Raw genomic sequence first — 25488 nt, forward strand, 5'->3', positions numbered from 1 at the left:
AAAAAGGCAGAAGATTGTACATTAGACTGCAACTTGATATAAAACAACGGATGAGGGGATGGCAAAATTAGGGTATCGACCTGTCGCCATTGATTTATTTGCAGGTGTTGGTGGGTTTTCCTTGGGAATCGAACAGGCGGGGTTTGATGTGGCGATCGCCGTGGAAAAAGACCCGATTCACGCGGCTGTCTATAAGTTTAACTTTCCCCAGACTCATGTCTTGTGCGCTGATGTGACTGAGTTGACGGGAACCCATATCCAGAAAGCCTTGCAGGATTGGTGCGATCGCCGAAAACGTCCGGTTCGGGTGAGCGATCGCGACAGGATGGACATAGACTTAGTATTTGGTGGACCCCCTTGTCAGGGATTCTCTGTCATGGGGAAACGTCAGGTTTGTGACAAACGTAACCTTTTAGTCTTTGAGTTCTGTCGCTTGGTCAAAGAACTCCAGCCTCGTTATTTTCTCATGGAGAATGTTCCGGGTTTAGGGTGGAAAAAATACCAAGACTTATTGAATCGGTTGCAATGGGAGTTTAACGCCGCCGGATATGAGATAACTCAACCCATCCAAGTCCTCAACGCGGTTAATTTCGGTGTCCCGCAGCAGCGACAACGGTTATTTGTGTTGGGAAATCAGGTGGGCGTTAAACCTTTAACCTATCCTCAACCTCAATTGCAATCACCCTCCGAATTTTGTACTGTTCAAGATGCGATCGCGGATTTACCGAATTTAGATGATTTTACTGAACTCCAGACCTTAGACTGGGTAGAACTGACACTCCCCCAGTTACAATTACTCCAGGCATTAGCGATGCCTTACGTAGAAAAACTACGAAATATCATCACCGATCCCTTTAATTTCGCCCATCCCCGCCAATGGAATCCGTTCCTCTTAACCAGTTCTAAGCGAACCCGACATAATCCAGCCTCTATTGAACGGTTTAATCAAACACCACCGGGTCAATTGGAAGCCATTAGTCGCCTACAACGCCTAGACTGGGACAAACCCTGCTACACTCTACGAGCAGGTACTGGATATGATCGGGGTAGCTATACCTCCCCCCGTCCCATTCATCCTAACTATCCACGGGTAATTTCAGTCCGAGAAGCCGCACGTTTACATTCATTTCCGGACTGGTTTCGCTTTCATGTTACGAAATGGCACGGATTTCGACAGGTAGGGAATGCTGTACCGCCACGACTCGGACGAGTCTTAGGTCATCAAATCATCGCCGCCTTGGGAGTTGAACCCTCGCCGCCAACCCTTACCCTCACCCTAAGAGACTCGCACCTATTAGAATTAGGTCAGGTCAAAGCATTTAAGTATTGGCAACAAAAGGTATAAGTAGGTGGGGGCAATTAAAGTTAACGGTGGAGATCGTCATTTGTCATTTGTCATTTGTCCTTTGTAAGGGTTTTAGGTCATATTGATTGATACAGCGCTTTTGGTAGTAAGTGAGGTACACAGACAGATCCCCGACTTCTTGAAGAAGTCGGGGATCTTGCTTAGAGACTGTACCTCATCAACCTGAAATCTGCTGTAAGTTGCATAGTCATTCCCAGCATTTTGTGATTTAGATCACTTAAAGAAGACAAACTTATCATAATCCTTCCTCAGGAAGCATCACTTGGCGAATAAATACTTATCACAATTTTGGTTAAGTCATAATCACTGACAATCTGCTGATTTGATCACGTTAAAAAATCGATAAGTTCTTTAATATATTTTATACAAGGAGAGATACACCACGTTGCCAAAGACCCAATGAAATCTGCTCAAGTTTGCTTTCCCAAATTTCCCGTCCAGCAAATTGCCCATCGCATTATTGATATGCGTCAAATTAGCTGGATTGATCAACAACTGTTTATGTCAGCCCTTTTATCGAAACAATCACTCTCAATGGAAGAGGAACACTTAGTTGAACGGATTTATGAAGGTTTACATCGGGGATGGATTCGAGTCGTTTAATAGAATGAATTAGGGCTTATGAATTATTTAGACTTAGCTTACTTCTCGAAGAGCGATGATGACGAATGACGTAGCTTGCTTCTCGCGAAGCGAGTTCTTCACCGTTCACGTTAATTCTGTCCACCTACTTAGATTCGACCACTACCAATTTTTGGTAGAACTTCCTTTGCCCATAATTCATCAGAAATTTTAATTTGCTTGTCTTCAGGAACTCTTTGATTATATTGCTCTAATAACGCTGTAATAAGTTGAATATACTCTTTCAGTAAATCCCGAATTTCTTGTCTGGCTAATAAATTATAAGAATTCGATGTATTATTTTTTGCACTGAATTGCCGAATTACAGGCGCATTGAAGACAATCCACAGAAATGGAGAATTAATAACTTCTTCCATCAATTCAATGAGTTCAGGTTGTAAAAATAAACAGTATTTTTCCATAGTGCGGTTTAAGGAATCCTTAAACTGCGAGCATTCACGTAATAGATAATCTGACCAATCCGCTTCAATTGCGCCCAAGACAGGGGCTGGTTTTGAAAAATCGAGAAACGCTAATTCTTCAAAAAATGTATGATCAAATAAGTCAACGACTGTTTGATAATTTTTATCGGGTTTTTCGGCAATAGCCGCCTTAAACATATTAAAAAATAAATAAAAGTGACGCCGAAGCGGTCTCCTTAGTTGCAGGAATGCCACACCTTCTAGTTTTCTGCGTTGATTTTCTTGATCGATCGCAATGACCCGATCAATCGAAAAGACGACAATTAGAATGCCAGTAATTTCTGAGGCAATATCTAAAGAAAAGGATTTGAGCCAAGGATATTGACCCGAACTTAGGAAATAAACGAAAAAGCAGCAGCCCAATAAGATAGGAAGTACAACATAAGGAGTTTTAAAAGATTTTCTCATCTTATCGCCTGCTACTTTGCTTGAGCGTCCGGGTTATTGAGAAAAGATCATCTTCTATTGCAAGAAACCCTCTGCTGCTAATAATCCTACAGAAAAGAGTACCGTAGCCATTAGCGAAAAAACCATCATCATGCCAGAAGGCATAAAGCTGCGGGTGCGGAAAAGGCGAATAATAAAAACGATAAATAACACTAGAGAAATTAAGGTGGCGAGTCCGAGTCCCATAATGGGGATAATCCGACAAAGCCACCAAGCCACCAAAAGTCCCAGACCACTACTGATACCCGAAATTAGGGATTTTTGGCTTTTGGCTTTGACATACCCGATTACGCCACCCACCAAAACGAGTAAAGCGTAGATTAAAACAAATCCGGTAATAATTGGCAATAAGTTGTTCATGTTAGGAAAATTTGGCTGGATTTAAAGATTAGCCATACAGTAATGCATCGTATTGATTATACTCGCTTTGCCGCTACCTGAGATGTAAAGGCTCCAAGGCTGCACTTGTTTCTGGTATCTGCTTTTTCGTCTAGGGTTAACTGGCGAGTTACTTCCGCTGCGCTATGCTAATAAATCACCCAAAAACGACTGCCCTTTACGGCAGCCCAATCCCCCGCCTCCCGTCTTCATAGACGGGGGAATAGCTTTTCCATGACTTTTAGGCTTTTACAGGAATTGGTTTAGAAGGAAGAACCGTTGGAGTGGTCGTTGTAATGGGATTTCCCATGCCAATTCATCGTGTCAGTCATGTTGTCTTCGAGTTCCATGCGTTGTTCCATGCGACGTAGAAAATAGCCCGTCATCATCGCCGAAGCCAACAATCCAGCTAAGTTTTCGCGATCTGTGGTAACTTGTACATTAAAACTCTCAGATGGAAGCATGCCCACCAGTCCTTGGACATTCTGGGAAATGATTTGCTGAATTTCCGGGCTGGCAGATTTGGCAACCTGGGACAGCACATCGGGGGATTGGTGTTGGAGATAGTTCAGGAGTTGGTTGGTTGCGTCATCTTCAGGGGGAGAATTGAGGAAGTCAGAGTTAAATACCATTAGAAATTAAAAGATGTGACTTACTTGTTTCTACTCTAAACGATTGTACTAGCTACCGACTTGGTGCTTTGGTTCAACAGTCCTAGTTCTTAAGGAAGAAATTCAGGATTGTCCTTGTGGCTGAAGGATAAGCTCAAATGAAGTGGTGCTTAGGATTGAGAGGATGTCCGTAGGGACGGTAGGAGGTTATCGAGTTCAAAGTGTTGATGAAATTTATTGGTGACTTGCAACCAGTAGGAACGACCATCAGTTTGTCGGCGTCTGCTGACAAATCCGAGGGAGATGAGTTCTTGAACATGCTGATAGGCACCACTACCGCGTAAGTCGATCAGTTCAGTTTGAGCAATAGGTTGTTTGATTGCGATCGCTGCTAAGGTTCTCAATGCTCCTACACCTAATTCAGCAGGCACTAGACTTTGCATTAACGTAGCAAATGAAGCCCGTAACTGCAAGCTATAGCCCTTTGGCGTCTCGACGACTTCTAGGGCGCTGTCTCGATAGGCATAGTCTGACATCAGTTCAATTAAAGCATCTTCTACCGCCGAGCGATCGCATCTGGCGCACTCAGCAATTTCCGTCAGGGACAAGGGTTTGCCCTTTAAGTATAGAATCGCTTCAATTTGGGTCGCTAGACGAGGCATTGGGGATTGGGGACGTTTTGAGTGTTGAATGTGTAGGGGCGGGTTTAGGGAGTTCGCTCAAGCTGTTGACGATAACTTGGGTTCAAAACCCGCCCTTACCGAGTGTTGAGTGATGAGGGATTAAGGATTGGGGATTAGGGATTGGCAAGTACCGAAATGCTCATCAATCGAGTTGTCGTCCCGTCAGTTCCACAAAGATATCTTCTAAATTTGAGGGACGAACCATCATACCCGTTTTATCCGGTAAGCTGTCAAGGTAGGCATTGGCATCATCTAGAGTGGGAAAGAACTTATACTCGAAGCGATCGCCAATTTGTTTCATCAGTAACCCTTCACCATGGTTAGCTTTCAGTTGTTGCAGGGTTCCCAGCTCAATTAGCTTACCACAGTCCATAATCCCGATGCGTCCTGGCTGACTTGCCCCATACGCATCACACAATACCTCCACCTCGTCCATATAATGCGTCGTCAGCAGCATAGTCATCCCTTGGCGGTTTAAATCGCGAATAATCTCCCACAGGCGGCGACGGGTTTGGGGATCAAGTCCCACCGTGGGTTCATCTAAAAATAGAATTTTGGGTTGGTGCAGTAGCGCCCTAGCAATTTGCAGGCGACGCTTCATCCCACCGGATAGGGTTTTGACGGGCGAATCCCGCCTTTGGGCTAATTCTACGTACTCCAACCACTGGTTAATCAGGGTTTGCCGTCGGGGATTGGCAATGTGGTGCAAACGTCCGTGGAGTTCCATATTCTCCCAAACGGTCAGGTCGTTATCAACACTGGTTTGTTGCAACACGACACCAATATTTTGCTTAACTTCAGCCGGTTGGCGCACCACATTGTAACCTGCAATCTCAATTTGCCCTTCGGTGGGTCGGGTTAAGGTGGTTAACATGCGAATTGTCGTCGATTTCCCCGCACCGTTGGGACCGAGTAGACCAAATATCTCTCCCGATTCGATAGTGAAGGAGAGGTCATTAACCACAGGAATTTTATCGTAGGTTTTTTGAACGTGTTGGACACAAACAGCAGAGGGCATTCGGTCTGACTCATAGTAGGACAACTTTACATTTCATCATATCTTCGTCCCACACAATATCGTAATCAATGCCGAAGTAGTTATGGATTAAGCGGTCACGCATTCCCGCGATCGCACGCCATTCAATTGTTGTTGATGTTCATGCAAGAGAGAGAATGCGTGAGATTTGGTTTTTACAGGCATAGTTTACTTAAACAAACCGAGCTGGTCTGATGTTGAGTCTATCACAGCGCTACGGTGGCAGGATTGGGTTCATACCTTAACCTTGCTGGCGTCGAGATAAGGTGGCATATTTAATAACTTTGAAGTTTCCGAGTTATCCTTGATTAAATTTGGCAGTAAACAATAACTTATACTCAAATACACCGATTACACGTACACTTAGAGGATTTGGTGAATAGTCTCAATAACCTGCTCAACAAAATTAACTGCATCGCTGACGAGAATTTCATCAATGTACCAGCGGCTTCCGATATTATATGTAGGATCTATATCAGCTTCATGAGCAATTTTGTTTCTACGATCAACTATCGCACTCAGTTGTTGTTTAACATCTTTGGCGGATCTGCCAAACTTCTGAGCAACCTCTTCCCACAATTTTTTATCTGAAATTAGTCGAATGGCATCGGCTATTTTTTCAGGTTGCTGAAAGCTTTGATAGCTAAGACGTTCTCGAACTTTATCTTCTAGCCAAGAGGCATTATTCAGTCTGTTCAAAATGCCACTTGATATAACTGGGAGCAAAGCCGAAACTGTGTGAGATTGCTGCAAAAATGAGGAACCTTGACTTTGTTGAATTTCATTCTCTAACCAGGATGCAATATCCATCGCTATCAATCGTTCTTGTCGTGCGCCACCTAGGGAAACTTGAAAACGAGAAAATGCAGATTGAGAACTGTTGCGTGGAGGATTAGGTTCGGAACGCTGACCCCTGTGAATTTCTAGCATTCCTAGAGTTACAACTTCATGGATATAGTAATCCAAGGCGCTCACAGCTAGAACTAGAGCAGCTCTCAAAATATCTGACAAATCTAGAGCGGTAGTAGATTGAGCCTTGACAGAGTTGTGAAGAGAAATCAGCTCTCGAACACGAACAATGCTGATTCGGAATTGATCAAGCGCTGACTGCATAGGAAGGAGAAGTGAGTCCTATAATCTTATCGGCTAAATCCGAAAATGTGCTTTCAAATTGTTCTTGCTTATCTTGAGCTTTTTCTATAACATTGCCCTGCCATTTAGCAGAACGTAATTGCTCAGGTGTCAAGGCATAGACGGGTACTTGATACTCCTGTGACAGAGCGATTAACCTATTAAAGTCGGGAATTTTCGTAAGAGTGTAACTTTGATCAATACCATTCTCCCTATAAAGTTGATCGGGAAGCATCATGTTATTTTGCCTCAGAACGGGAATCAGTTTTTTAGGAATATCCTGTTCAATTCTTCGCATCCATGTTTCAAGAGCAGCAGTTTCATGGCCGCGAATAATCCGAAAGTTTTGGACAATAATACCTAAAAAGCGTAGTGTAATATCAGGAAATGGATAGGATGCTGCTTTCAATACAGGAAGCGAACTAGCCTGTTTCGCCCAGGCATACCATTTAGGTAAAATTTTAGCTAATGAATCAATTGCCATTACAGAAAATAAATCGGCAGTAGTCGGTACTATAAAAAAGTCACTGGTCATTAGTAAATTTTGATTGATTGCTCCTAAGCTGGGAGTCATATCAATCAAAATGTAATCTGCACTAAACTTTTTAGCCGTTTTATCTAATAAATCTGTGATAGAGCCGGGTAAGTTTTTGAGACCCTGAATTGAGCTACCTAACTCTTGAGCAATTCCCAACGTGGCTTCATATTCTGCAAAACCAACATGACCAGGCAATAAAAACAGTCGTTCTTGTCCCTCAATGGGAATGCAATCTACTGCCTCAATAGCCCTGGGCTGTGACTCAAATGCTGGTGCTAGCCCTGTTCTAATATTTGAATCTGTACTGTAAATCGCCTCAATTCTTTCCTCGCCGCTCTCTGTTCCTTGCCCTAAAGCCATACCCGTTAAATTACACTGGGGGTCAGTATCTACAAGAATTACTGTTTTTCCCTTTGAGGCAAGCATCCAACCAAGATTAAATGTGGTTGTAGTTTTGCTAACTCCGCCTTTGTGATTAAAGAGGGCAATTTTTTGAACCATTGCACTTACCGCCTCTTAGTTGTTCAACTTTATGTTTTAGTATAACTTGATTCTGACTCTTCCGGACTTACTCTGCAAAATGGTTAGTTTCAAGAACTCCCATGCTAGCTCTAAGCTGTTCGGCATTTAAACCTTAATGTCTAATAATGGCGAAAGCCTTGTAGTGCGTTTAGCGAAGCCATGCCGCAGGCTTTGCATCTTGCTCGCTACTAATACCCAATTTAAATGCATGACAGCTTACCTAGGTTTTATACCCCAATAGTCACCTGAGCAGCACAGAATTGAAATACAAAGCCTTGCTAAAATGGAATTACAGCAGTTTGCTCGGCTATGCTGTACATTGTCGATCCCCCTAAATCCCCCATGAAACAAAAAGCGAAGCATCCTTGGTAGGAATGGGTAATTGTTCAGCTTCAAATTTACTGTAAAATCTATAAGCAGGAGGACAAACAGAACCGTATCGCCATGCTTGGATTTCTTCATCAAACAATGGCTCATCGTACAAGGCTAAATGTAGACTTTGTACATAATACAGAAGCTTTTGAACCTTCATATTGGTCATTTCAGCTTCTATACCGTCCTCGTATGCTCTGACAATGAAGTAGCGAGCTGCATTGAAACATAACTCAACTAACGATACCACAAGCGTTTCAAGTTGTATAAATTTTACCTACCCTACATCCAATCGGCTGATTGAGGATGATGCAGGATTTGAATCGCTTATCTCGCTTGCAAACTTGACTCAATTGTATAATCCTTTGATACTGGAATGGGTTCTACCAGCGAAAAGCCCAACAAACGCAGACCCCAACGCTCAAACCAAGGTACAGATAACCCCCATCGCATCTTAGTTAAGAAAAATCGCTCAAAGGCAATCTTTAACCAGCTTACCCAACGACCGCGTTTGGCGATCGCACGTCGCCGTTGACCTGTTTTGGGATTAGGTAAAACGGGATCAGCTAAGAAGACAATTCCTGTATCACCAAAATCCGCCATACAAATCGCTGCTAAGGTTGGCGTCACCGATGCCGCTTGAATCACACCCAATTCTCTGGCAATATTGTGCGCCACCGCCATACCCATCGCCTCCGCCATTTGCCCCGTTTTTGGCACACCGATAGGCAATGGTGTCTTTTCCGGTGGCGATAACTGCACAACCACTCCCGCACTATAGATAGAGGGAAATGAGGGATGCTGATACGTCGGTAATACAGGTAGAAAACCCTTGTGATCACTCAACCCAGGGACATCTCGGACAAAGCTTGGTCCCCGGAACGGCGGTAGCAGCATGGCGTAATGGAATGGTAGCCTATGACCTTCTGCTAAGGTGATCTGTTGGGGATGAATGGCAGTAATTTCAGCATTCTCAATCACCTCAATCTGCCGTTGGCGCATTAATTCAGTCACCAATTCCGCCGAATCTGCCATACCCCCAATTCCCAAATGACCCCCATAAGGTTCTGGGGTGACAAACGTAATCGGTACTTTTTCTCGCAATCCTTGTCGCCGCAGTATCCAATCGGCTAATAGGGCAAACTCATAAGCCGGTCCCATACAACTCGCACCCGGAACCGCCCCCACAACCAAGGGTCCAGGATTTTCCAGAAATTTCGCCCACGCTTCTTTTGCCATCAAAGCATGGTGAGGATTGCACACCGATTGGGTGTAACCGTTATCAGGTCCTAATCCTGGTATGGTATCTAGGGCTAATTCTGCTCCGGTAGCAATCACTACATAGTCATAATTAATAGTTCTGTCTCCCACCCTTAACCATTGAGCATGGGGGTCAATATCCGTTACCTTACCTTGAACAAACTCAATTTGACGGGATTTTACCACAGAAGCAATATCTACTTGAATTCGCTGGAGTGGAGTTAAATTGAACGCAACCCACGGGAGAGAGGGAATAAACGTAAATTTAGGTTTGTCACAAATTAACGTAATTTGGTGGACGTGAGGCAGGAGATGCCGCAGTTCGTAAGCGGTGGGTAGTCCGCCAATACCCGCACCGATTACCACAATATGAGCCATGATTACACCACTGTTTATTAACACTATACAACTTTGTAACTATATTTACAATCTATATGGACTGAGCCGCACTCCACGAACGCGAGATGCCAAAACGAAATACCTTTACCCTGTAGGGGCGACCCGCTTGCATCAATCAACAACTGGCGTCCACTCAATCGGTTCGGGTCGCCCTCTACGAAGCATCACCAGCACCTGAAGTAGGTTAAGCACATCTCATACAACTTATTGCTTGACTAAATAGCCAAATAGCTATTAAACTAATTAACAAATCGTAAATTTTTTTTACACAAATCGGAGGATATCCATGGAAGACAGTCTATCGATGCAAAGTCCCTCAATGTCTCGGCGACAGCTTCTCAACTTCCTCACCGGAGCAACTATCGCCGCTACAGCTAGCGCCGCCCTCTATCCAGCCGCTAAATTCTTTGTCCCACCCCAAGAAGGGGGCGCAGATGGTTCGATTATCGCCAAAGATAAATTAGGGAATCCCATCCCCGTGTCCCAGATAGTAGCCCAAGGTGCAGGTACCCGTGCTTTGGTCGCGGGTTTAGCAGGTGAACCGACGTATTTAACCGTTACCGACGATAACACCTTAGACTCAATCGGAATTGTCGATAACTGCACCCACTTAGGTTGTACCTTTCCTTGGAACAATATCGACCAACAATTTCAATGTCCCTGTCACGGGTCTCGTTATAGTCCCGATGGTTCTGTTGTCCGGGGTCCGGCTGACCGTCCCCTAAAACTGGTGCAGGTTAATATCGAAGGCGACTACATCCGCATAGCGCCTTGGACGGAAACTGATCCCCGCACTGGGGAAACACCGTGGTGGGTGTAAACTTTAATCATTTTGTCTGATACCAAGTTTGTATGACGTTGCACTTTTACCCCACCGCCTACGGCACCTCCCTTTAGTAAGGGGAGGTTGGGAGGGGTGAATGAGTATTAGGGGCAATGTTATGAAGAAAGGGTATGGGATTTCCTGGTATTTCCCACGTTCCTATAGACTTTCGGTCAAATATGTCTACGGAAACAGCAACGTCATTGAATTTTAACATGTTGAATTGGAAATAACTTATGAACTCTGTCTGTTCTTTTTCTCCTTCTGTCAAAGACTGTTCTCCCCAAGAATTTGTCCACTCTGCAAATCAGCCTTTACTTATCGATGTCCGCAGTGGGTTTGAATATGCCATGGGTCACGCTCCCAGCGCAATTAACCTCAGTTTACCCCGCCTTATTATCGGCATGATCCCGATGTTTCGCCGCTGGGTTTTACCGCAATGGTTCCAAGATTTGCCCAAAGACAAACCCATTGCCGTTATTTGTTTAACCGCCCATCGCAGTCCTATTGCTGCCAAACAACTAGCTAAAGCGGGTTTTGCTAAAGTGTTTAACATCACGGGCGGTATGGTGGAATGGCGACGGTTAGGCTTAGAGATTCAAACCAATTCGTAAGGGAATCGCTGCTAGGAAACAAGCTGGATGCTAACTTGCTACCATGAAAGTTCCCTAATTGTGAATGGTAAATCGTTATGGTCTTAAAAATACAACCCTGTTCAAACTGGTACAAACAATTATTTGCTTGGGGAATGGCGAAGGCAAACGCAGCCGATGAAAATGCTATTCAATTGGCAAATTGCAGTAGCCATTCTACCCTAGCTCAACTCAAGCAGGCTTTATTTGCCGACTTGCAGGGGAAAGTCTTAGAAATTGGACCAGGCGCTGGGGTTAATTTAGAGTATTATCCCACTGACATTCATTGGATAGGCGTTGAACCGAATCCCTTTATGCATTCCTACCTGGAACAGGAAGCCGAACAGGTTGGGTTGAACAGGATTGATATCAAAAGTGGGTCGGCTGAACGGATTGAGGTTGAGGATAATAGTGTGGATGCTGTCGTCAGTACCTACGTTCTCTGTTCCGTCAGCAATCTTCCCGCAACCGTACAAGAAATTCGGCGAATTCTCAAGCCAGGAGGTCGCTTTTTGTTTGTTGAACATGTGGCGGCTGAATGTGGCAGTTGGCAACGGCGGATTCAAGGTAGCATTGAGCCGATTTGGAAAACGGTGTTTGATGGGTGTCGCCCGAATCGGGAAACCTGGCTGGCATTAGAAAAGGCGGGATTTGAAAACCTAAATTATCAACAGTTTCAGGTTTCTTTTCCAATTGTTAGTCCTCATATTTCTGGAGTGGCTACTAAAAGTAGAGATGTGTCATAACAGGAGTTTGGGAAAAGCCAGGGAGCCAAGAAATAAATTTCTGGCTTAAAGCTAAAGTAAGCTAAAGCTTACTGGATAAGTCTTTCTCAGTTCTCTAAAACCATTAAAACTATGCAACTCACGAAAAAAAATCTGCCTGAACGTCTGAATCATAAAGTCAGTCTTGTTTGCTTGTTGCGGGTGGAGACTCTTTAGGTTAAATGGCATGCTCCTTAAGCGAAATGTTGTTGGCTTGAGAGCCAAGAAATAAATTTCTGGCTCAAAGCTAAAGTAAGCTAAAGCTTACTGGATAAGTCTTTCTCAGTTCTCTAGAACTATTAAAACTATGCAACTCACGAAAAAAAAATTGCCTGAACGTCTGAATCACATTTATGATGCGATTGTCGTCGGCGGCGGTGCCGGTGGATTTTCTGCTGGAATCTATCTGCAACGATTTCGCCTTTCAAGCTTAATTATTGATAAAGGCAAAGCTCGCTCATTCTGGATGCAGGAATTGCACAATTATTTAGGCTTACCACCGGATACTCCAGGTCGCGTTCTGTTGCAACAAGGGAAACAGCATTATACCTCTTTAAACGGTGATATGCTGAATGGTTATGTTGAAGAAGTGGTGGATGAGGGAGATAGGTTTGCCGTGCGGGTAAAGGTGGGTCGTAAAAATAGTATTTACCCCGTATTCCGCTCGAAATACTTAATTGCTGCGAGTGGCATTATCGACAATTTACCCCCTTTGGAGGATATGCAAAATGTCTTTGATTATGCAGGATATAACTTACACGTCTGTATGGTTTGTGATGGCTACGAAATGACAGATAAACAATGTGGTTTCATTGCGGGTAGTGAAGCCAGTATTGAAGAAATGGTGTTTAATCTCAGTTGGTTTACTCCTTATATCACCGTGTTCACTCATGGACTGTTTGCGGTGAGTGACTCAATGCGTTCTCAACTGCACAATCATGGTTATCGTTTGGTGGAAACCCCGATTAAGAAATTTCTGGGTGAAAATCACCAGATGACGGGAGTTGAGTTAGTGGATGGGTCAATTATTCCCTTAGAAACTGGATTAATTTCTATGGGGTCACGCTATCACAATACTTATCTCCAAGGATTCAATTTAGATGTCAAGGGTAGTAATCTGATTACCGATAAAATGGGGCGGACGTCTCACCCGCGAATTTTTGCGATTGGAGACTTAAAAGTGGGGTTAAATCAAGTGGTTGTGGCGGCTGGAGATGGTGCTTTAGCAGCGACTCAGATTTGGCGAGATATTCGTCGGGAATCCGGTTCTCGCCGCTGGGAGGAAAATCTAGCGGTTTCTGTTTAGTGAGCCGGAAGTCAATAACCAAAGCCTTGAGCAATGGTGCATTACTACAATTGCCCAAAATCAACAAACGAAAAACAACTCAATTAAGGATCAAAATGATGAAAAGTAAAAAAATGATATCAGGATTAATCCTGGGATTATTACTGGTTTTAACTCTGCTAGGTGGTGTATTTTTGCCTAAATCTGCCCTAGCTGCCGTAGAATCTAAGGTGACGAGTCCACCTAGCGCAGAAGTCTATACAGCAGTCGATCAGTTGCTGAATTCGCTACCACGAGATTACTACACAGTAATGCAGGTAAAGCAGTTAAAGAACAAGCTCAAAAAGCGGGATAATGTCGTATTGGTTGATGTGCGAGAACCGTCTGAATATGATTCAGGACACATTCCTGGCGCTATTAATATTCCCGTGCGATCGCTCACCAAAAATTTGGATAAAATTCCCACGGATAAACCTGTAATTTTATACTGTTCGAGTGGGCATCGCACGGCAATTGGCATGACGGCGTTGCGGTTGTTAGGGTACACGAATGTTCGCAGTTTTCCTCCCAGTATTAATGGCTGGAAGGCGGCTGGCGAACCGTTGGAAAAATAAGCCTGTTTAATTTCTTGAATTCCCCTAATAGGAATAAGAAGTATCTTAGACTACGGGAGACAGGGATCTCCCTATGTCATTCCCTTCCCAGAGTCGGCAAGGCGAAAGAAAGCAGATACACCCTGCCTTATTCAAGACCCTATATAAAATGCAGATGACCCTCTAAACCTTTGACGAAATAACGGCTCATTTTGTGTCATTGGTGGCAATAAATTTTAAAAGGAATGGTACGCTCAAGCCAGCTTGGGATAGGGGCTGGGGGTGAGGGCTGCTACCTCACCAACGTCTTCACCGTCAACACCTGTGGCGGTGTGGAATCGGGTGGATAAATAAATTCCACGTTTACCTTTCGCTGTTCCCCTGGCGCTAAATTTAACGTAACTAAGGGATCAGACGGTTGTCCCCGACGCTGCACTAAATGCACATAGCGTGTCTGACTTTCCCCTTGATTATCTTCATAAGTGACCCGAACCGTTCCCCGAAAAAAGACCTGATTAACGGTTGGATTCAAAAACAGTAATTTATCTGTGCCTGCCTCATCTTTTAATGGCGTTTGCATTGATACCGTAACCCTTTGAGATTGACTGGTTGTATTTTTCAGGGGTAACATTAAATTATAGTCTACGCCATAATTACTATGAGCATAATACGCCGTATCCGGATAACGGGCTAGCATCGGCGCACTTTGAATTTGACCTGTATTTAACGTAATTAAATGCAGCGTCCCTAAGACATAGGAAAATGCCTCACCGGGTTGGGGAATTCTTAGACTATCGGATTCTAAAGTATCGGTAATCTCTGCCAACCATTCGGTTCCTTGGGAAACCCCGGCAACTCGTCCAAATACTGTCGGTTCTCTAGGCGGGTCAAGGGGGGTTGGGGTCAGATTCCGGGGTTCGGCTAATTCTCCTTCAACTAACAAAGTTTGCCATTCCGCTAATGTCGGGGCGCGGTATGTCCTATTCGAGTTTTGCGGCGCTTTCATGGCTAAATTAGCAACATAAACTGAACCATTACTCTGCAATCGCATCATCGTGGAACGCCCATTGGATGCAGGTGCGCGTCGGATAGGAATCGGCTGATTCATCAACAGTTGAGTTTGCCCTGCGGTTAAGACTAATTGTTCCGGAAATATGTCCTGACGCATCCCCCGCAGGATATCATTCATCGTGCGACTACCGGGTCCCGAATAAATCTGACCATTGGGATTATCCACTATATCCGGTAAGTCAATAAATGGTGCATCAGGAGTACTTAAATAACTCGCCGCTTGCAAAACCTCAATCGTTACAGGTTTATCGGTAGGATTGTGCAGCAGTAATCCCTGATACAGGGGACGGGTTTCTGCTTGAGTTTCTGCCCTAGCGATATGATGGGTAAAAATGTCGAACCGTCCTTGAAAGGGAAAGTTTAGATGGGCAGAAGGAATGCGCTTTCCGGTTGGGGGAAACGTGGATAACAAAATTCCTTCACTTCTGACTAATTCGGGATAATTACTATTAAATGTGGGAACAGAATTCAGCCCTCCCGGTAATGTCCGCACCTGTTGAGGATGAATTTCAACCCCAGCAATATACTCAGGCGGAACCGCATAAATATTTAACGCCCGACATAATAGCGCCGCAACTTCGCCCCGAGTCGCCCGTTGATTAGGGCGAAGTTGTCGTACTGTGGGATAATTCACCACCAGAGTATTCACCGCCGCCGCCGCGATCGCATTCCTAGCGTATCCTGGAATACCAGAGGCATCTTGGAAATACTGTCCCAGGGTAGAGTATGGATTACTGGGAATGCTGTAATTCTTCGCCCCCGCCAAAACCCCAATCGCTTGCACACGGGGAATCGGTTGACTGGGTTGAAAAATCTGCCCCGGATAACCCGCGAAAAATTCCCGTTGATAAACATCCTGAATTGCCCGATATGCCCAATGACTCTGTGGTACATCTGTAAACGTGATCCCACTGCGTTTAACTTCGGCGTCGGGAAAGGCATTCAGCATCAACACTGCAAATTCTGCCCGGGTAATCGAACCATTGGGGCGAAACGTGCCATCTGGGTAACCCGTGACTAGGTTTCGAGATGCCATCTGGTTAATGCAATCCTTTGCCCAATGGGTTTGGATATCGGGGAATGCAGTAGCCTCGGTGGTTATCAGGCTAAAACAGAAGGCAAGGAGAAGCGATTGAGAGATAGAGACGTGGAAACCTCTAGGCATGAAATAGGCGTTCTGGATTAATTTACCGTTGTTGAAACATTTTTGGCAGAATTTGTTTCTGCGATTTGTCATTCGTCATACTCGCTATCGCGAGAAGCAAGCTACGTCATTCGTCATATCTCCCTCATCTTCCCCATCTTCCCCTGCTTCCCCTGCACCCCCTCTCTAACCCCAAGAGAAAATTTTTTTCGGAACTGGCTTGACAAATCCATAAATCTTCGTCACAATAGAATTCGGCTCGGAAATTGGGACTGTAGTTCAATTGGTTAGAGCACCGCCCTGTCACGGCGGAAGTTGCGGGTTCGAGCCCCGTCAGTCCCGTAAAATGGTTAAAGAATGTAGGTCTAGTTGGCACAGAATCCAATGCCTACTCACTCAACCGCTACGGGGTGAGTTAGATTCGCAGTGAATCCAATGGCATTATCGTTTGTCTCAACCCCTCTACTGGCAACATCGAGATTTCTAGCTGAATTACGATGTCTTAATAATATAATTTTCGATAAATTATAGGATACTCAAGGTGTCATGTTGCCATTCACGGGTTATGACTCAAGCACTTACCCAATTTTCAATCAATGTCTTCAACGGTATTTTCCAGGTGCATTACCTATGGAAGATTACATGAAAAAAACTTTCCATTGTTTAAATGCCCTGGGTTTTGAAGATGAAAATACAATGGGAATGGCAGCACTCTGTCGGGACGAAATTACTGATCCGTTACTTAATGAAGTCATTAAATACTGGGGGAAAACCTTTAATTGTTGTAGTCTTGCTGGGTTCGTGATGATGGGAAAAACGGGTTTAGCTGCCGCAACAGATCACGTTCCGATTTTCGATGGAATACGCCGCTTTACATTTTTAGCAATGCCTCATATTGCAATTTCTAGAGACGGAGAAATTGGCAAGGTTTATCGAGAAGGTATCCACAAAGCGTCTCATGCCTGTGGTGCATTAGAAACGATTGTAAACGAGTTAAAATCAGGACGTCTTAATCTGCAAATGGATATCGAGGATCTGGAACAATCTATTATCCGACAAAAAATACTGTCCACTATAAATTATGGAGACAAACCGAATTTAGTTGAGATGACTAAGTTGGCTTGTCAGATTATTTCTGATGATGTACAAACCCTCTTGCATCCTTTAGATTCTTCTATATTTAAGTATGCGGTGATGACGGGTATTCAAATTCATGGTCCTATGGATACGAACTGGATCTATCCTCATAATTTTTATGTGGTGGGTGCAGATTTACCAGGAGGCAAAAAGTTTATTGAAGTGGTTTGAAAAAACATTTCGGGGAGGGGTGAGGGAGTGTTTAGCGCCTGATGATTAGCAAAGGTGGGTGATTCTTCCTACTTTATCCGTGGGTAAATCACGTTAAGAACAGGCTCAAGTCAGCGCCAACGACAACTGAGCGCCGCTCTACGCTAGAATGAATAGCTGGAAAGTACTTAGCCCACCCTACCATCAGAGATTGATCTTGTGACTGTTAGAGTCCGTATTGCACCGTCTCCCACCGGAAACTTACACATCGGTACCGCCAGAACCGCCGTATTTAACTGGCTATTCGCCCGACACCACGGGGGTCAGTTTATTTTACGCATCGAAGATACTGACCAGACGCGATCGCGCCCCGAATACACCCAGAATATCTTGGATGGATTCACCTGGTTAGGACTCAACTGGGATGAAGGACCAGTTTTTCAATCGAAACGGTTTGACCTGTATCACCACACCATTCAAACCCTTTTAGATAACGGATTAGCCTATTACTGTTACACCACAGAAGACGAACTCAAGGCACTCCGAGACGCCCAAAAAGCCCGGAAACAAGCCCCTCGCTACGATAACCGTCACCGCAATCTTACCCCCGAACAACGCACCGCCTTTGAAGCGGAGGGACGACAGCCGGTGATTCGGTTTAAGATTGACGATAATCGCGAGATTGTCTGGAATGACCTGGTGCGCGGTAAACTCACCTGGAAAGGGAGTGATTTAGGTGGGGATATGGTCATTGCCCGCGCTGCATCCCAAGGTGAAATTGGTCAGCCTCTCTACAATCTAGCGGTCGTGGTTGATGATATAGAGATGAAAATCACCCATGTCATCCGAGGCGAAGACCACATTGCCAATACTGCCAAACAGATATTACTGTATGAAGCCCTCAGCGCAACCGTACCCGAATTTGCTCACACGCCATTAATTCTAAATTCCCAGGGGCAAAAATTGTCTAAACGCGATGGCGTGACCTCGATTTCTGAGTTTCAGAACATGGGTTTTGTCCCGGAAGCCATGGCAAATTATATGACGCTATTGGGTTGGTCACCACCGGATTCAACCCAGGAAATTTTCACCCTAGAAGAAGCCGCCCAAGCGTTTAGTTTTGATCGGGTGAATAAAGCGGGAGCAAAGTTTGACTGGGATAAACTGGATTGGCTCAATAGTCAATATCTGCACAAAAAATCACCATCAGAATTAGTCGAGTTACTGATTCCCTATTGGCAAGAAGCGGGGTATGAGATTGACCCGGAAAATAATCGCCCTTGGTTAGAACGATTAGCGGCTGTGATTGGTCCGAGTCTGACGCGCTTACCAGATGCGGTGGAGATGACGCGGATGTTCTTTACCGACTCGGTTGAGTTGACCCCAGATGCAATTGAGCAACTTAAAAAAGAAGGGGCTACAGATGTACTGAACGCGGTTTTGGACGCATTAGATAATACGCCGGAATTCAGTGCAGAAACCGCCGGACAAATCATTAAACAGGTAACAAAACAGCAAAAAGTGAAGAAAGGGTTAGTCATGCGATCGCTGCGGGCTGGACTTACGGGTGATGTCCATGGTCCTGATTTAATGGAGTCTTGGGTACTGCTGCATCAGAAAGGACAAGATAAACCCCGTTTACAGCAAGCCTTGAGTCAGGTGTCATCATAAGTTGTTTGACATTTAAACCTTAATGTCCAGAATGGCGAATTGTAGTGTGAGCATCTTTCTCACTATCTATACCCAACAAACATTGGGGAATCTTCAAAACTCTTAATATCCCGTATGGTGGGCATTGCCCACCAGCCTTAAATCAGTACCATTTAATTTAAGTGCTTTACAGCGCATTGCTATAAGCGCGATATAATCTGATAGCAATCTTGCCAATAATCCCATGATGTATACTCGCAGTTCCTATGAACTCATGGCATCCTATAACCAGTGGATGAACCAAAAGTTGTATGCGATTTGCGCTCAAATACCTGATCAAAAACGCAAAGAAAACCTTGGTGCTTTCTTTCAGTCCATTCACGGAACATTAAATCATCTACTCTATGGCGATTTAGCCTGGATGGGACGTTTCACGGGCAATCCTTTAACCGGAACTAAAATTGGACAGATTTTGTATAATGATTTTCACCAACTGTGCCAAGAACGAGAAAGACTCGATCAGCAAATTATCGACTGGACAAAAACGCTGTCTGAGGACTGGTTAAATCAACTCTTTGACTATAGAAGTAATATTGATGGTCAAACTCGTATCTTACCCACCTGGGTTTTAGTTACCCATATGTTCAATCATCAAACCCATCATCGGGGGCAATTAACAACGCTTTTAAGTCAGTTAGGCTATGATCCAGGGGTGACTGATTTGCCCTGGTTATCCAGTTTGTATGACCAAAACGGATAAAATAACTAAATCCGCACAACTGTAGAAGCGGATGTAAAGTTATTTTATTTTACTAAGTAGGATAGTGGAAATAAATTCAACTCTATTAAGTTATGTTAATAAGCTGTTCGGCATTTAAACCTTAATGTCAAGAAGTGCGAAATCCTTGTAATTCCTCGAACCCCCTCTATCGCTTTCCTGTAGGCGCTGAGGTTGTAGTAGGAACAGGCTTCGATATAGGTTTGTAGGGTGGTTATCTTCTGGACTTTGATATTAGGGAAATCAGCATCAAATACTTCATAAACCGTTACTAATTCCGATTTACCTTTAACTCCTGTACAGTATCAGAGGTAGCGCAAACCTCTGTCTATGCTCAATTCTCTTGTCTCATTCAAAACCAATCAACGTCCTTACCGCCCTCGGTTTACCCCCAAACAACTGCTGCTGCTGTTGCTATTGTTACTCGAAGCACAACTTGTCACCCAGCCAACCCCAGTCACGGCTCAAACAGATCCGCCGACAACGGTTGAATCCTCCCCGGATACGACGCCGACAATTTGCCCTGCGGATCTCAAAGCCTCCATTGACGCGATCGCAACTCGTCCCGAATTTGATTATGCGCGTTGGGGTATCTTGATCCAACCCCTATTCTCAGACACACCCTTATATAGTCGGGAACGCGATCGCTATTTTATCCCCGCCTCTAATCTCAAACTCTTCACCACAGCCGCCGCTTTATCCCAACTCGGTGCTAATTTTCGCATTCGCACCTCTATTTATGGCACGCCAACAGAAGGAACTATACCCCAATTACGAGTCGTTGGGCGAGGTGATCCCAGTTTAAATACGGATCAGTTAAAAGACTTAGCCCAACAGCTTCAGCGTCAGGGAATTCGGCGCGTGGATCAACTGATTGTCGAAGATCGTTATTTTAGTGAACCTAAGGTTAACCCAACCTGGGAATGGTCAGATATTCAATTTTATTATGGGACGGCGGTCAATAGCTTAATTCTCAATGAAAATGCAGTATTACTAACCTTAACGCCTCAAGACATAGGACAACCCCTCACCGTGACTTGGGCTGATCCCATTGCAGCAAAACAATGGCAGATTGAAAATCAAACTGTTACTACTGACGCCGAACCAGCGGAATCAATTAATATTTCTGGGGTGCTGGGTAAACCATTATTACGAATTCGTGGTCAATTAGCGGCGGATGCAGGACTTTGGTTAACGGCGGTGGCAATTCCTGATCCGGCGGACTATTTCCTGGAGCATTTCCGTCTGGCGTTAGCGGATTCTGGAATTCAGGTGGAACGAGGGTTGGTAACGACTGAACCGAATTCTCAAGAAGACACTGAATTAGCGGCGGTAGACTCTCCTCCCCTGAGTGAATTGATTGCTGAAACCAATCAGCAAAGTAATAATTTGTATGCAGAAGCCTTATTGCGATCGCTGGGTGTGACCGATAAAGAGGCAAATGAGTCAACCGCTAAAGCTGGACGGGAACAGATTAGAGATATCTTAACCGAATTAGGGGTTGAACCGGAATCCTACGTCCTTGCTGATGGTTCCGGATTGTCTCGCCACAATCTAGTAAGTCCCATGGCTATTGTACAAACCTTACAGGCGATCGCCCGAACTCCGATGGCACAATCCTATCGAGATTCCTTAGCTGTGGCTGGGGTAGAAGGAACACTACGACAACGCTTTCAGAATACCCCAGCCCAAGGTCGAGTGTATGCCAAAACCGGAACGATGACTGGTGTGTCAACCCTTTCCGGCTATGTAGACGTTCCCGATTATCAACCTTTGGTATTTAGTATTATGGTGAATCAATCCAATCAATCAGTGAGTACAATCCGTCAAGCCATTGATGAAATTGTGGTTTTGCTGACGCGGCTACGTTCTTGTTAAAAGAGGGAATAGGGAACAGAGAATTCTAGTGTTGTATCTGGGTTGGCTACCGCCGTAATAACCCAGTCCGCGTAGGCGGACTTTGTTTGTGTAGCAGCGATTTTAATCGCCCTAGCTTTAGAATTTGGCTAACCGACTCGTGGCGTAAAGATCATGATATTCGGTATAAAACTTGCCACTTCTAACTTCTCGACGTATAGGTTTACCCGTCCAAATTTCCACAGATACCCAATCGCCACTTTGTTTAAGTTGAAAACCGTCTTCACCTGGAATCAGGTCATCAAAAATAATTGACCAGTGGGGCGGTGAAATTTCCCAGGCTTGAGGCGGAATAATGCCCTCTTGTTTGCGATTTCGATCATAAATGGGGATAATTGTTTGAGGATTGAACCTAACTTGCGTCACAATGGGATTAATACAGCGACCTTCACGAATCACAAATTCAAGCACAGCATCCCAGTCATAGATGGGTTGACAGTCTCCGACTCCAAACTCATCTTCTGGCACACAGATAGCTCCCATTAACCACGTTAACTTTGATAGAATCCGATTGACACGCGGGCGATCGCACTCTAGCAGGTTAAGTTCTACAGGGCTAAACTCGCGTAGTCTAGGTGTCCACTTGGGTGTCCATAATTCAAAGGATAAGGTTTCATCGATGGGAACACGGGTCAGAGTCAAGTTGGGAGTGGCTTGTCGGGGTTGCAATGCTTGGAGGAATTCTGACTGAATAAACTCTGACATCCCTCGGCTTGGCACGCTAAACATAGCAGTTTGAAACATAGTAGTTGAGTTAAGCACCTTTGTCTAGACTCAGCGAAAAAAGATAGAACCATCCTGATCAAGGTTATGCTTAAACCTGATCATCCGTTACCCCTCTAGAGTCTTAATTTGACCTTAATTCTCTATCAGAATTTTAATATCGAAGATTTAGCGACAAGCCTAAGTGATCGATACTTAAACTCATCCGTGATTCTTTTTGTTTAAAAATGTAATATAAATCACAGACAAGGGTCATGGGTCATTTTTTATAGCAAAATGCAGAAGGCAAAAGGGGGTTCCTTAAGTTGACACCTATGGTTTGACAAATATAGCAACCGCCATAGCGGTTAGGACGCATCATTTGGTAAAGACGCGCCATGGCGCGTCTCTACAATAGTTCGCTTGTCCTAATCGATGTGTCTACTGCTATAACATTTTGCCACAAACCGATAACTGGACTAAACCCGCCCTTAAATCATTCGTGAGGGCATAGGAAATTTTAAATCGTAATATGTAATTCAGACGGGGTGGGTTTAGTGACAGTTTGGTGGCAAAAAACAATAATGGTGAAACCCACCCCTACAACCGAAAAGACTCAAAGCTCGTTGTCTATCATTTCCTGCAACTTTTGCTTACCAATAGCACCTTCGTGGAACTGGGCAACCTCTCCATTTTTAAAGAGTAAGAGTGAGGGGACTCCTTCGACGTGATACTGTTTCACAGTAATGGGATTTGGATCAACTTCCATCTTAGTCACTTTCAGGCGATCGCTATAATTTTGTGCAATCCAATTCACCGAGGGCGAGACGAGGCGGCAAGGTCCACACCAATTTGCCCAAAGATACACTAGCACTGGCTTGTCAGCTTTTAAAACTTCGGTTTCAAACTCCTGATCGGTAATCTCAAGTACGTTACTCACAACACCCTCCATAAACACAAATGACTACTCTAGCGAGACTCACCGCCTCTCGACAATGGTTAGCCATTGTCAGATGATCAGTCAGTCAGCCCGTTTTTTCCGGTTCTCTCGATCAGTCTAAGCCTTCAGGCGATCGCAAGAAAACATCCAAGGAAAAGGAAATGTCATGATTATGATCTAGAGACGCGCCATGGCGCGTCTCTAGGATTGTTGATGATGGCTGATGCTTACAAATTGTCGATTTGCTTTCGCAGTTGTTCCAATTCGTCGTCAACTTCGGATTGGGGGGCAGCACCCGAGTCTGTTTTCTGCTCCGATGTGCCTTCTAAAGCGGGCTGGGAGACCGAACCACCGGATAACTGGGCTTTCATTGCCGTTAACTCATCATCAACATCACTACCCGATTCCAGGGCAGCAAATTGACTTTCTAAGTCAGCACCACCCAACTCATGAGCCGCTTGGGAACGGGCTTCGAGTTCCATCACTTTGTCTTCCATCCGCTCAAATGCCCCCATTGCCGAACTGGTTCCCAACCGACCAATGGTGCTTTGTAACTGTTCGTTTGCTTTGGCAGCACTCACCCGTGCCTTAAGCATATCTTTCTTGGTCTTCGCCTCAGAAATTTTGCTTTCCAAGGCAACCAGGTTACGCTTCAGGGTGGCTACTTGAGTGGTTTGCTGTTCAAGCTGACCTTTTAGGGTCGCGGCTGTATCAGCGACGGATTTCTTACGCTGGAGTGCTTCCCGGGCGAGGTTTTCATCCCCTTTTTGCAGGGCAAGTTGGGCGCGTTGCTGCCAGTTATTGGCTTCGGATTGGTTTTTATTGTATTGTTGCTCGGTACGTTTTTGGGTGGCAATGGATCGGGCAACGGCTTGGCGCAGTTGTACCAGATCTTCTTGCATGTCAATAATGGCTTGCTCCAGAATTTTTTCTGGGTCTTCAGCCTTGCTAACCATATCGTTAAGATTAGCTCTGACAACTCGGCTCAGGCGATCGAATAGTCCCATGACGCTGTTTATCCTCGCGGAATGTACAAACTAAGTATCAAGCAGGCTCTAAGCTTGGGAACCTGCTCAGGGGGTCAATTTTGTGGAATAGAGGCTCTCCTGCCTTTTGGAGAAAGCACTGGGTTAATGTAATTGAAACACTCATCAAATTATGGTATTCGGACAGGAGGCTATTTATCTAGTGTAAAAACTTCCAGCTAAATAGTGCTAGCTCGTCTTCGTTTTTGGTATTGAGGAGACGTTTGACAGATGTCCCATGGCACGTCTGTGGGCATCAACTAGGATTTATCCAGATCAGAACGCAGTTTGTCCAGTTCTGCCTCGATCTCCGCATTGCCACCTGATGCGGCTTGAGCGGACGGTAATTGTGCCGATTCCGTTGTGCCACCTAGGTTAGCTTTCATCGAGGCTAATTCTGTATCAACGTCATTGCCACTTTCTATGGCATTAAATTTCTTTTCCAGTTCATCGCCACTAGAGAGTTCCGCGATCGCCTCCGAGCGGGCTTCGAGTTCGTGTACTCTGTCTTCCATACGCTCAAAGGCACTCAAAGTCCCGCCTGTGTTGAGATTTCCTAACATCTCGTTAATTTTCTCTGAGGCTTGAGCTGAACGCGCTCTGGCAATGTAAAGGTCTTTTTTCGTTTTTGCCTCCGAGATTTTACTCTCTAGGGTCCGCATATCTTTTTTAAGTTTAGTAACAATCTCACCTTGCTGCCCCAGTTGCCCCTGGAGAGCTTGAGCCGTTTGCTGATGAGTTTGTCGCCGAGTTAGGGCTTCTCGTGCCAAATTATCGTCCCCTTTCGACAGTGCCAGTTGAGCGCGGTTGTACCATTCTTGTGCCGTTGATTCAGCTTGGGAGGCTTGGCGTTCTGTACGTTTTTGGGACGCGATCGCTTGGGCGACAGCCTGCCGCATTTGGATTAAATCGTGCTGCATATCGTCTACAGCTTGTTCCAGAATCTTCTCTGGATCTTCGGCTTGTCCAATCAGGCTATTCAGGTTGGCGCGAATTACTCGCCAGATGCGATCAATCAATCCCATAGCAGC

At 44.8% G+C, this 25488-nt stretch carries 24 protein-coding genes, 1 tRNA gene and 2 pseudogenes; 12 read left to right on the forward strand and 15 right to left on the reverse strand.

Annotated elements, in window-relative coordinates; all coding sequences use genetic code 11:
- Positions 1 to 58: 58 nt before the first annotated feature.
- Positions 59 to 1345, forward strand: coding sequence for a DNA cytosine methyltransferase (locus tag RID53_RS15555; protein WP_446388968.1), 1287 nt, complete (start codon positions 59 to 61; stop codon positions 1343 to 1345).
- A 420-nt stretch (positions 1346 to 1765) separates the two neighbouring features.
- Positions 1766 to 1969 (forward strand): hypothetical protein, encoded by a 204-nt coding sequence (locus tag RID53_RS15560; RefSeq protein WP_006105494.1) that lies wholly within the window; start codon positions 1766 to 1768, stop codon positions 1967 to 1969.
- Between the two features lie 128 nt (positions 1970 to 2097).
- Here RID53_RS15560 and RID53_RS15565 read toward each other — a convergent pair whose 3' ends face one another.
- From RID53_RS15565 to RID53_RS15610, 10 genes and pseudogenes are all read right to left on the reverse strand, one after another.
- Positions 2098 to 2877 (reverse strand): hypothetical protein, encoded by a 780-nt coding sequence (locus RID53_RS15565; RefSeq protein ID WP_446388969.1) that lies wholly within the window; start codon positions 2875 to 2877, stop codon positions 2098 to 2100.
- Positions 2878 to 2931: 54 nt separating this feature from the next.
- Positions 2932 to 3276: a TMEM14 family protein gene (locus RID53_RS15570; protein ID WP_446375076.1), complete on the reverse strand. Its 345-nt coding sequence runs from the start codon at positions 3274 to 3276 to the stop codon at positions 2932 to 2934.
- Between the two features lie 281 nt (positions 3277 to 3557).
- Positions 3558 to 3926, reverse strand: coding sequence for a DUF760 domain-containing protein (locus RID53_RS15575; RefSeq protein WP_446388970.1), 369 nt, complete (start codon positions 3924 to 3926; stop codon positions 3558 to 3560).
- Between the two features lie 149 nt (positions 3927 to 4075).
- Complete coding sequence (gene scpB, locus RID53_RS15580) at positions 4076 to 4567, reverse strand: SMC-Scp complex subunit ScpB (RefSeq protein ID WP_006105500.1); 492 nt, start codon at positions 4565 to 4567, stop codon at positions 4076 to 4078.
- Between the two features lie 163 nt (positions 4568 to 4730).
- On the reverse strand, positions 4731 to 5606 hold the full coding sequence (locus RID53_RS15585; RefSeq protein WP_446388971.1) for an ABC transporter ATP-binding protein: 876 nt from the start codon (positions 5604 to 5606) through the stop codon (positions 4731 to 4733).
- Between the two features lie 10 nt (positions 5607 to 5616).
- A pseudogene (locus RID53_RS15590) lies at positions 5617 to 5733 on the reverse strand (HepT-like ribonuclease domain-containing protein); the annotation flags it as partial.
- Positions 5734 to 5987: 254 nt separating this feature from the next.
- Complete coding sequence (locus tag RID53_RS15595; RefSeq protein ID WP_446388972.1) at positions 5988 to 6737, reverse strand: HEPN domain-containing protein; 750 nt, start codon at positions 6735 to 6737, stop codon at positions 5988 to 5990.
- The gene (locus RID53_RS15600; RefSeq protein WP_446388973.1) at positions 6721 to 7794 is read right to left on the reverse strand and encodes a ParA family protein; all 1074 of its coding nucleotides are present in this window, start codon (positions 7792 to 7794) and stop codon (positions 6721 to 6723) included. Before RID53_RS15600 ends, RID53_RS15595 begins: the two co-directional genes overlap by 17 nt.
- Before the next feature lie 382 nt (positions 7795 to 8176).
- Positions 8177 to 8437: pseudogene (locus tag RID53_RS15605) on the reverse strand (Panacea domain-containing protein); the annotation flags it as partial.
- A 77-nt stretch (positions 8438 to 8514) separates the two neighbouring features.
- Positions 8515 to 9825, reverse strand: coding sequence for an NAD(P)/FAD-dependent oxidoreductase (locus RID53_RS15610; protein WP_446388974.1), 1311 nt, complete (start codon positions 9823 to 9825; stop codon positions 8515 to 8517).
- A 307-nt stretch (positions 9826 to 10132) separates the two neighbouring features.
- Between RID53_RS15610 and petC the strand changes: the two genes are divergently transcribed.
- From petC to RID53_RS15635, 5 genes are all read left to right on the forward strand, one after another.
- Positions 10133 to 10666 (forward strand): cytochrome b6-f complex iron-sulfur subunit, encoded by a 534-nt coding sequence (petC, locus tag RID53_RS15615; protein WP_446388975.1) that lies wholly within the window; start codon positions 10133 to 10135, stop codon positions 10664 to 10666.
- A 239-nt stretch (positions 10667 to 10905) separates the two neighbouring features.
- Positions 10906 to 11283, forward strand: a complete 378-nt coding sequence (locus tag RID53_RS15620; protein ID WP_446388976.1) for a rhodanese-like domain-containing protein — start codon at positions 10906 to 10908, stop codon at positions 11281 to 11283.
- Between the two features lie 77 nt (positions 11284 to 11360).
- On the forward strand, positions 11361 to 12047 hold the full coding sequence (locus tag RID53_RS15625) for a class I SAM-dependent methyltransferase (RefSeq protein WP_446388977.1): 687 nt from the start codon (positions 11361 to 11363) through the stop codon (positions 12045 to 12047).
- A 325-nt stretch (positions 12048 to 12372) separates the two neighbouring features.
- On the forward strand, positions 12373 to 13371 hold the full coding sequence (locus tag RID53_RS15630; protein ID WP_446388978.1) for an NAD(P)/FAD-dependent oxidoreductase: 999 nt from the start codon (positions 12373 to 12375) through the stop codon (positions 13369 to 13371).
- A gap of 98 nt (positions 13372 to 13469) precedes the next feature.
- The gene (locus RID53_RS15635; protein WP_446388979.1) at positions 13470 to 13964 is read left to right on the forward strand and encodes a rhodanese-like domain-containing protein; all 495 of its coding nucleotides are present in this window, start codon (positions 13470 to 13472) and stop codon (positions 13962 to 13964) included.
- Between the two features lie 271 nt (positions 13965 to 14235).
- On the opposite strand, the gene RID53_RS15640 is transcribed toward RID53_RS15635, so the two are convergent.
- Positions 14236 to 16179 carry a DUF3370 family protein gene (locus RID53_RS15640; RefSeq protein ID WP_446389051.1) on the reverse strand — a complete coding sequence of 648 codons (1944 nt, stop codon included), beginning with the start codon at positions 16177 to 16179 and terminating at the stop codon, positions 14236 to 14238.
- Between the two features lie 247 nt (positions 16180 to 16426).
- Here RID53_RS15640 and RID53_RS15645 point away from each other — a divergent pair.
- The 5 genes from RID53_RS15645 (at position 16427) to dacB (ending at position 21751) form a co-directional block, all read left to right on the forward strand.
- Positions 16427 to 16500: transfer RNA gene (locus RID53_RS15645), tRNA-Asp, on the forward strand.
- 288 nt (positions 16501 to 16788) lie between these two features.
- A complete protein-coding gene (locus tag RID53_RS15650; RefSeq protein ID WP_446388980.1) occupies positions 16789 to 17466 on the forward strand; it encodes a hypothetical protein in 678 nt (225 codons plus the stop codon).
- A 198-nt stretch (positions 17467 to 17664) separates the two neighbouring features.
- Entirely contained in the window at positions 17665 to 19116 is a 1452-nt protein-coding gene (gene gltX / locus RID53_RS15655) for a glutamate--tRNA ligase (RefSeq protein WP_446388981.1), read from the forward strand.
- A 226-nt stretch (positions 19117 to 19342) separates the two neighbouring features.
- On the forward strand, positions 19343 to 19855 hold the full coding sequence (locus RID53_RS15660; protein ID WP_446389052.1) for a DinB family protein: 513 nt from the start codon (positions 19343 to 19345) through the stop codon (positions 19853 to 19855).
- A 348-nt stretch (positions 19856 to 20203) separates the two neighbouring features.
- Positions 20204 to 21751, forward strand: a complete 1548-nt coding sequence (dacB, locus tag RID53_RS15665; RefSeq protein ID WP_446388982.1) for a D-alanyl-D-alanine carboxypeptidase/D-alanyl-D-alanine endopeptidase — start codon at positions 20204 to 20206, stop codon at positions 21749 to 21751.
- Between the two features lie 117 nt (positions 21752 to 21868).
- Here the strand turns inward: dacB and RID53_RS15670 are convergent, their stop codons facing one another.
- The 4 genes from RID53_RS15670 to RID53_RS15685 form a co-directional block, all read right to left on the reverse strand.
- On the reverse strand, positions 21869 to 22519 hold the full coding sequence (locus tag RID53_RS15670) for a hypothetical protein (protein ID WP_446388983.1): 651 nt from the start codon (positions 22517 to 22519) through the stop codon (positions 21869 to 21871).
- A 589-nt stretch (positions 22520 to 23108) separates the two neighbouring features.
- Positions 23109 to 23432 (reverse strand): thioredoxin, encoded by a 324-nt coding sequence (trxA, locus tag RID53_RS15675; RefSeq protein WP_446388984.1) that lies wholly within the window; start codon positions 23430 to 23432, stop codon positions 23109 to 23111.
- 227 nt (positions 23433 to 23659) lie between these two features.
- Positions 23660 to 24439 carry a PspA/IM30 family protein gene (locus RID53_RS15680; RefSeq protein WP_446388985.1) on the reverse strand — a complete coding sequence of 260 codons (780 nt, stop codon included), beginning with the start codon at positions 24437 to 24439 and terminating at the stop codon, positions 23660 to 23662.
- Between the two features lie 278 nt (positions 24440 to 24717).
- Positions 24718 to 25482: a PspA/IM30 family protein gene (locus RID53_RS15685; RefSeq protein ID WP_446388986.1), complete on the reverse strand. Its 765-nt coding sequence runs from the start codon at positions 25480 to 25482 to the stop codon at positions 24718 to 24720.
- Positions 25483 to 25488: the final 6 nt, after the last annotated feature.

This window comes from Coleofasciculus sp. B1-GNL1-01 (assembly GCF_040220235.1).
GTDB lineage: Bacteria > Cyanobacteriota > Cyanobacteriia > Cyanobacteriales > Coleofasciculaceae > Coleofasciculus.

Bases quoted from the DNA above. Each gene is read 5' to 3' on its own strand.
- RID53_RS15555 (WP_446388968.1), top strand. From the start codon at position 59: ATGGCAAAATTAGGGTATCGACCTGTCGCCATTGATTTATTTGCAGGT.
- RID53_RS15560 (WP_006105494.1), top strand. From the start codon at position 1,766: ATGAAATCTGCTCAAGTTTGCTTTCCCAAATTTCCCGTCCAGCAAATT.
- RID53_RS15565 (WP_446388969.1), bottom strand. From the start codon at position 2,877: ATGAGAAAATCTTTTAAAACTCCTTATGTTGTACTTCCTATCTTATTG.
- RID53_RS15570 (WP_446375076.1), bottom strand. From the start codon at position 3,276: ATGAACAACTTATTGCCAATTATTACCGGATTTGTTTTAATCTACGCT.
- RID53_RS15575 (WP_446388970.1), bottom strand. From the start codon at position 3,926: ATGGTATTTAACTCTGACTTCCTCAATTCTCCCCCTGAAGATGACGCA.
- scpB (WP_006105500.1), bottom strand. From the start codon at position 4,567: ATGCCTCGTCTAGCGACCCAAATTGAAGCGATTCTATACTTAAAGGGC.
- RID53_RS15585 (WP_446388971.1), bottom strand. From the start codon at position 5,606: ATGCCCTCTGCTGTTTGTGTCCAACACGTTCAAAAAACCTACGATAAA.
- RID53_RS15595 (WP_446388972.1), bottom strand. From the start codon at position 6,737: ATGCAGTCAGCGCTTGATCAATTCCGAATCAGCATTGTTCGTGTTCGA.
- RID53_RS15600 (WP_446388973.1), bottom strand. From the start codon at position 7,794: ATGGTTCAAAAAATTGCCCTCTTTAATCACAAAGGCGGAGTTAGCAAA.
- RID53_RS15610 (WP_446388974.1), bottom strand. From the start codon at position 9,825: ATGGCTCATATTGTGGTAATCGGTGCGGGTATTGGCGGACTACCCACC.
- petC (WP_446388975.1), top strand. From the start codon at position 10,133: ATGGAAGACAGTCTATCGATGCAAAGTCCCTCAATGTCTCGGCGACAG.
- RID53_RS15620 (WP_446388976.1), top strand. From the start codon at position 10,906: ATGAACTCTGTCTGTTCTTTTTCTCCTTCTGTCAAAGACTGTTCTCCC.
- RID53_RS15625 (WP_446388977.1), top strand. From the start codon at position 11,361: ATGGTCTTAAAAATACAACCCTGTTCAAACTGGTACAAACAATTATTT.
- RID53_RS15630 (WP_446388978.1), top strand. From the start codon at position 12,373: ATGCAACTCACGAAAAAAAAATTGCCTGAACGTCTGAATCACATTTAT.
- RID53_RS15635 (WP_446388979.1), top strand. From the start codon at position 13,470: ATGAAAAGTAAAAAAATGATATCAGGATTAATCCTGGGATTATTACTG.
- RID53_RS15640 (WP_446389051.1), bottom strand. From the start codon at position 16,179: ATGCCTAGAGGTTTCCACGTCTCTATCTCTCAATCGCTTCTCCTTGCC.
- RID53_RS15650 (WP_446388980.1), top strand. From the start codon at position 16,789: ATGGAAGATTACATGAAAAAAACTTTCCATTGTTTAAATGCCCTGGGT.
- RID53_RS15660 (WP_446389052.1), top strand. From the start codon at position 19,343: ATGTATACTCGCAGTTCCTATGAACTCATGGCATCCTATAACCAGTGG.
- dacB (WP_446388982.1), top strand. From the start codon at position 20,204: ATGCTCAATTCTCTTGTCTCATTCAAAACCAATCAACGTCCTTACCGC.
- RID53_RS15670 (WP_446388983.1), bottom strand. From the start codon at position 22,519: ATGTTTAGCGTGCCAAGCCGAGGGATGTCAGAGTTTATTCAGTCAGAA.
- RID53_RS15680 (WP_446388985.1), bottom strand. From the start codon at position 24,439: ATGGGACTATTCGATCGCCTGAGCCGAGTTGTCAGAGCTAATCTTAAC.
- RID53_RS15685 (WP_446388986.1), bottom strand. From the start codon at position 25,482: ATGGGATTGATTGATCGCATCTGGCGAGTAATTCGCGCCAACCTGAAT.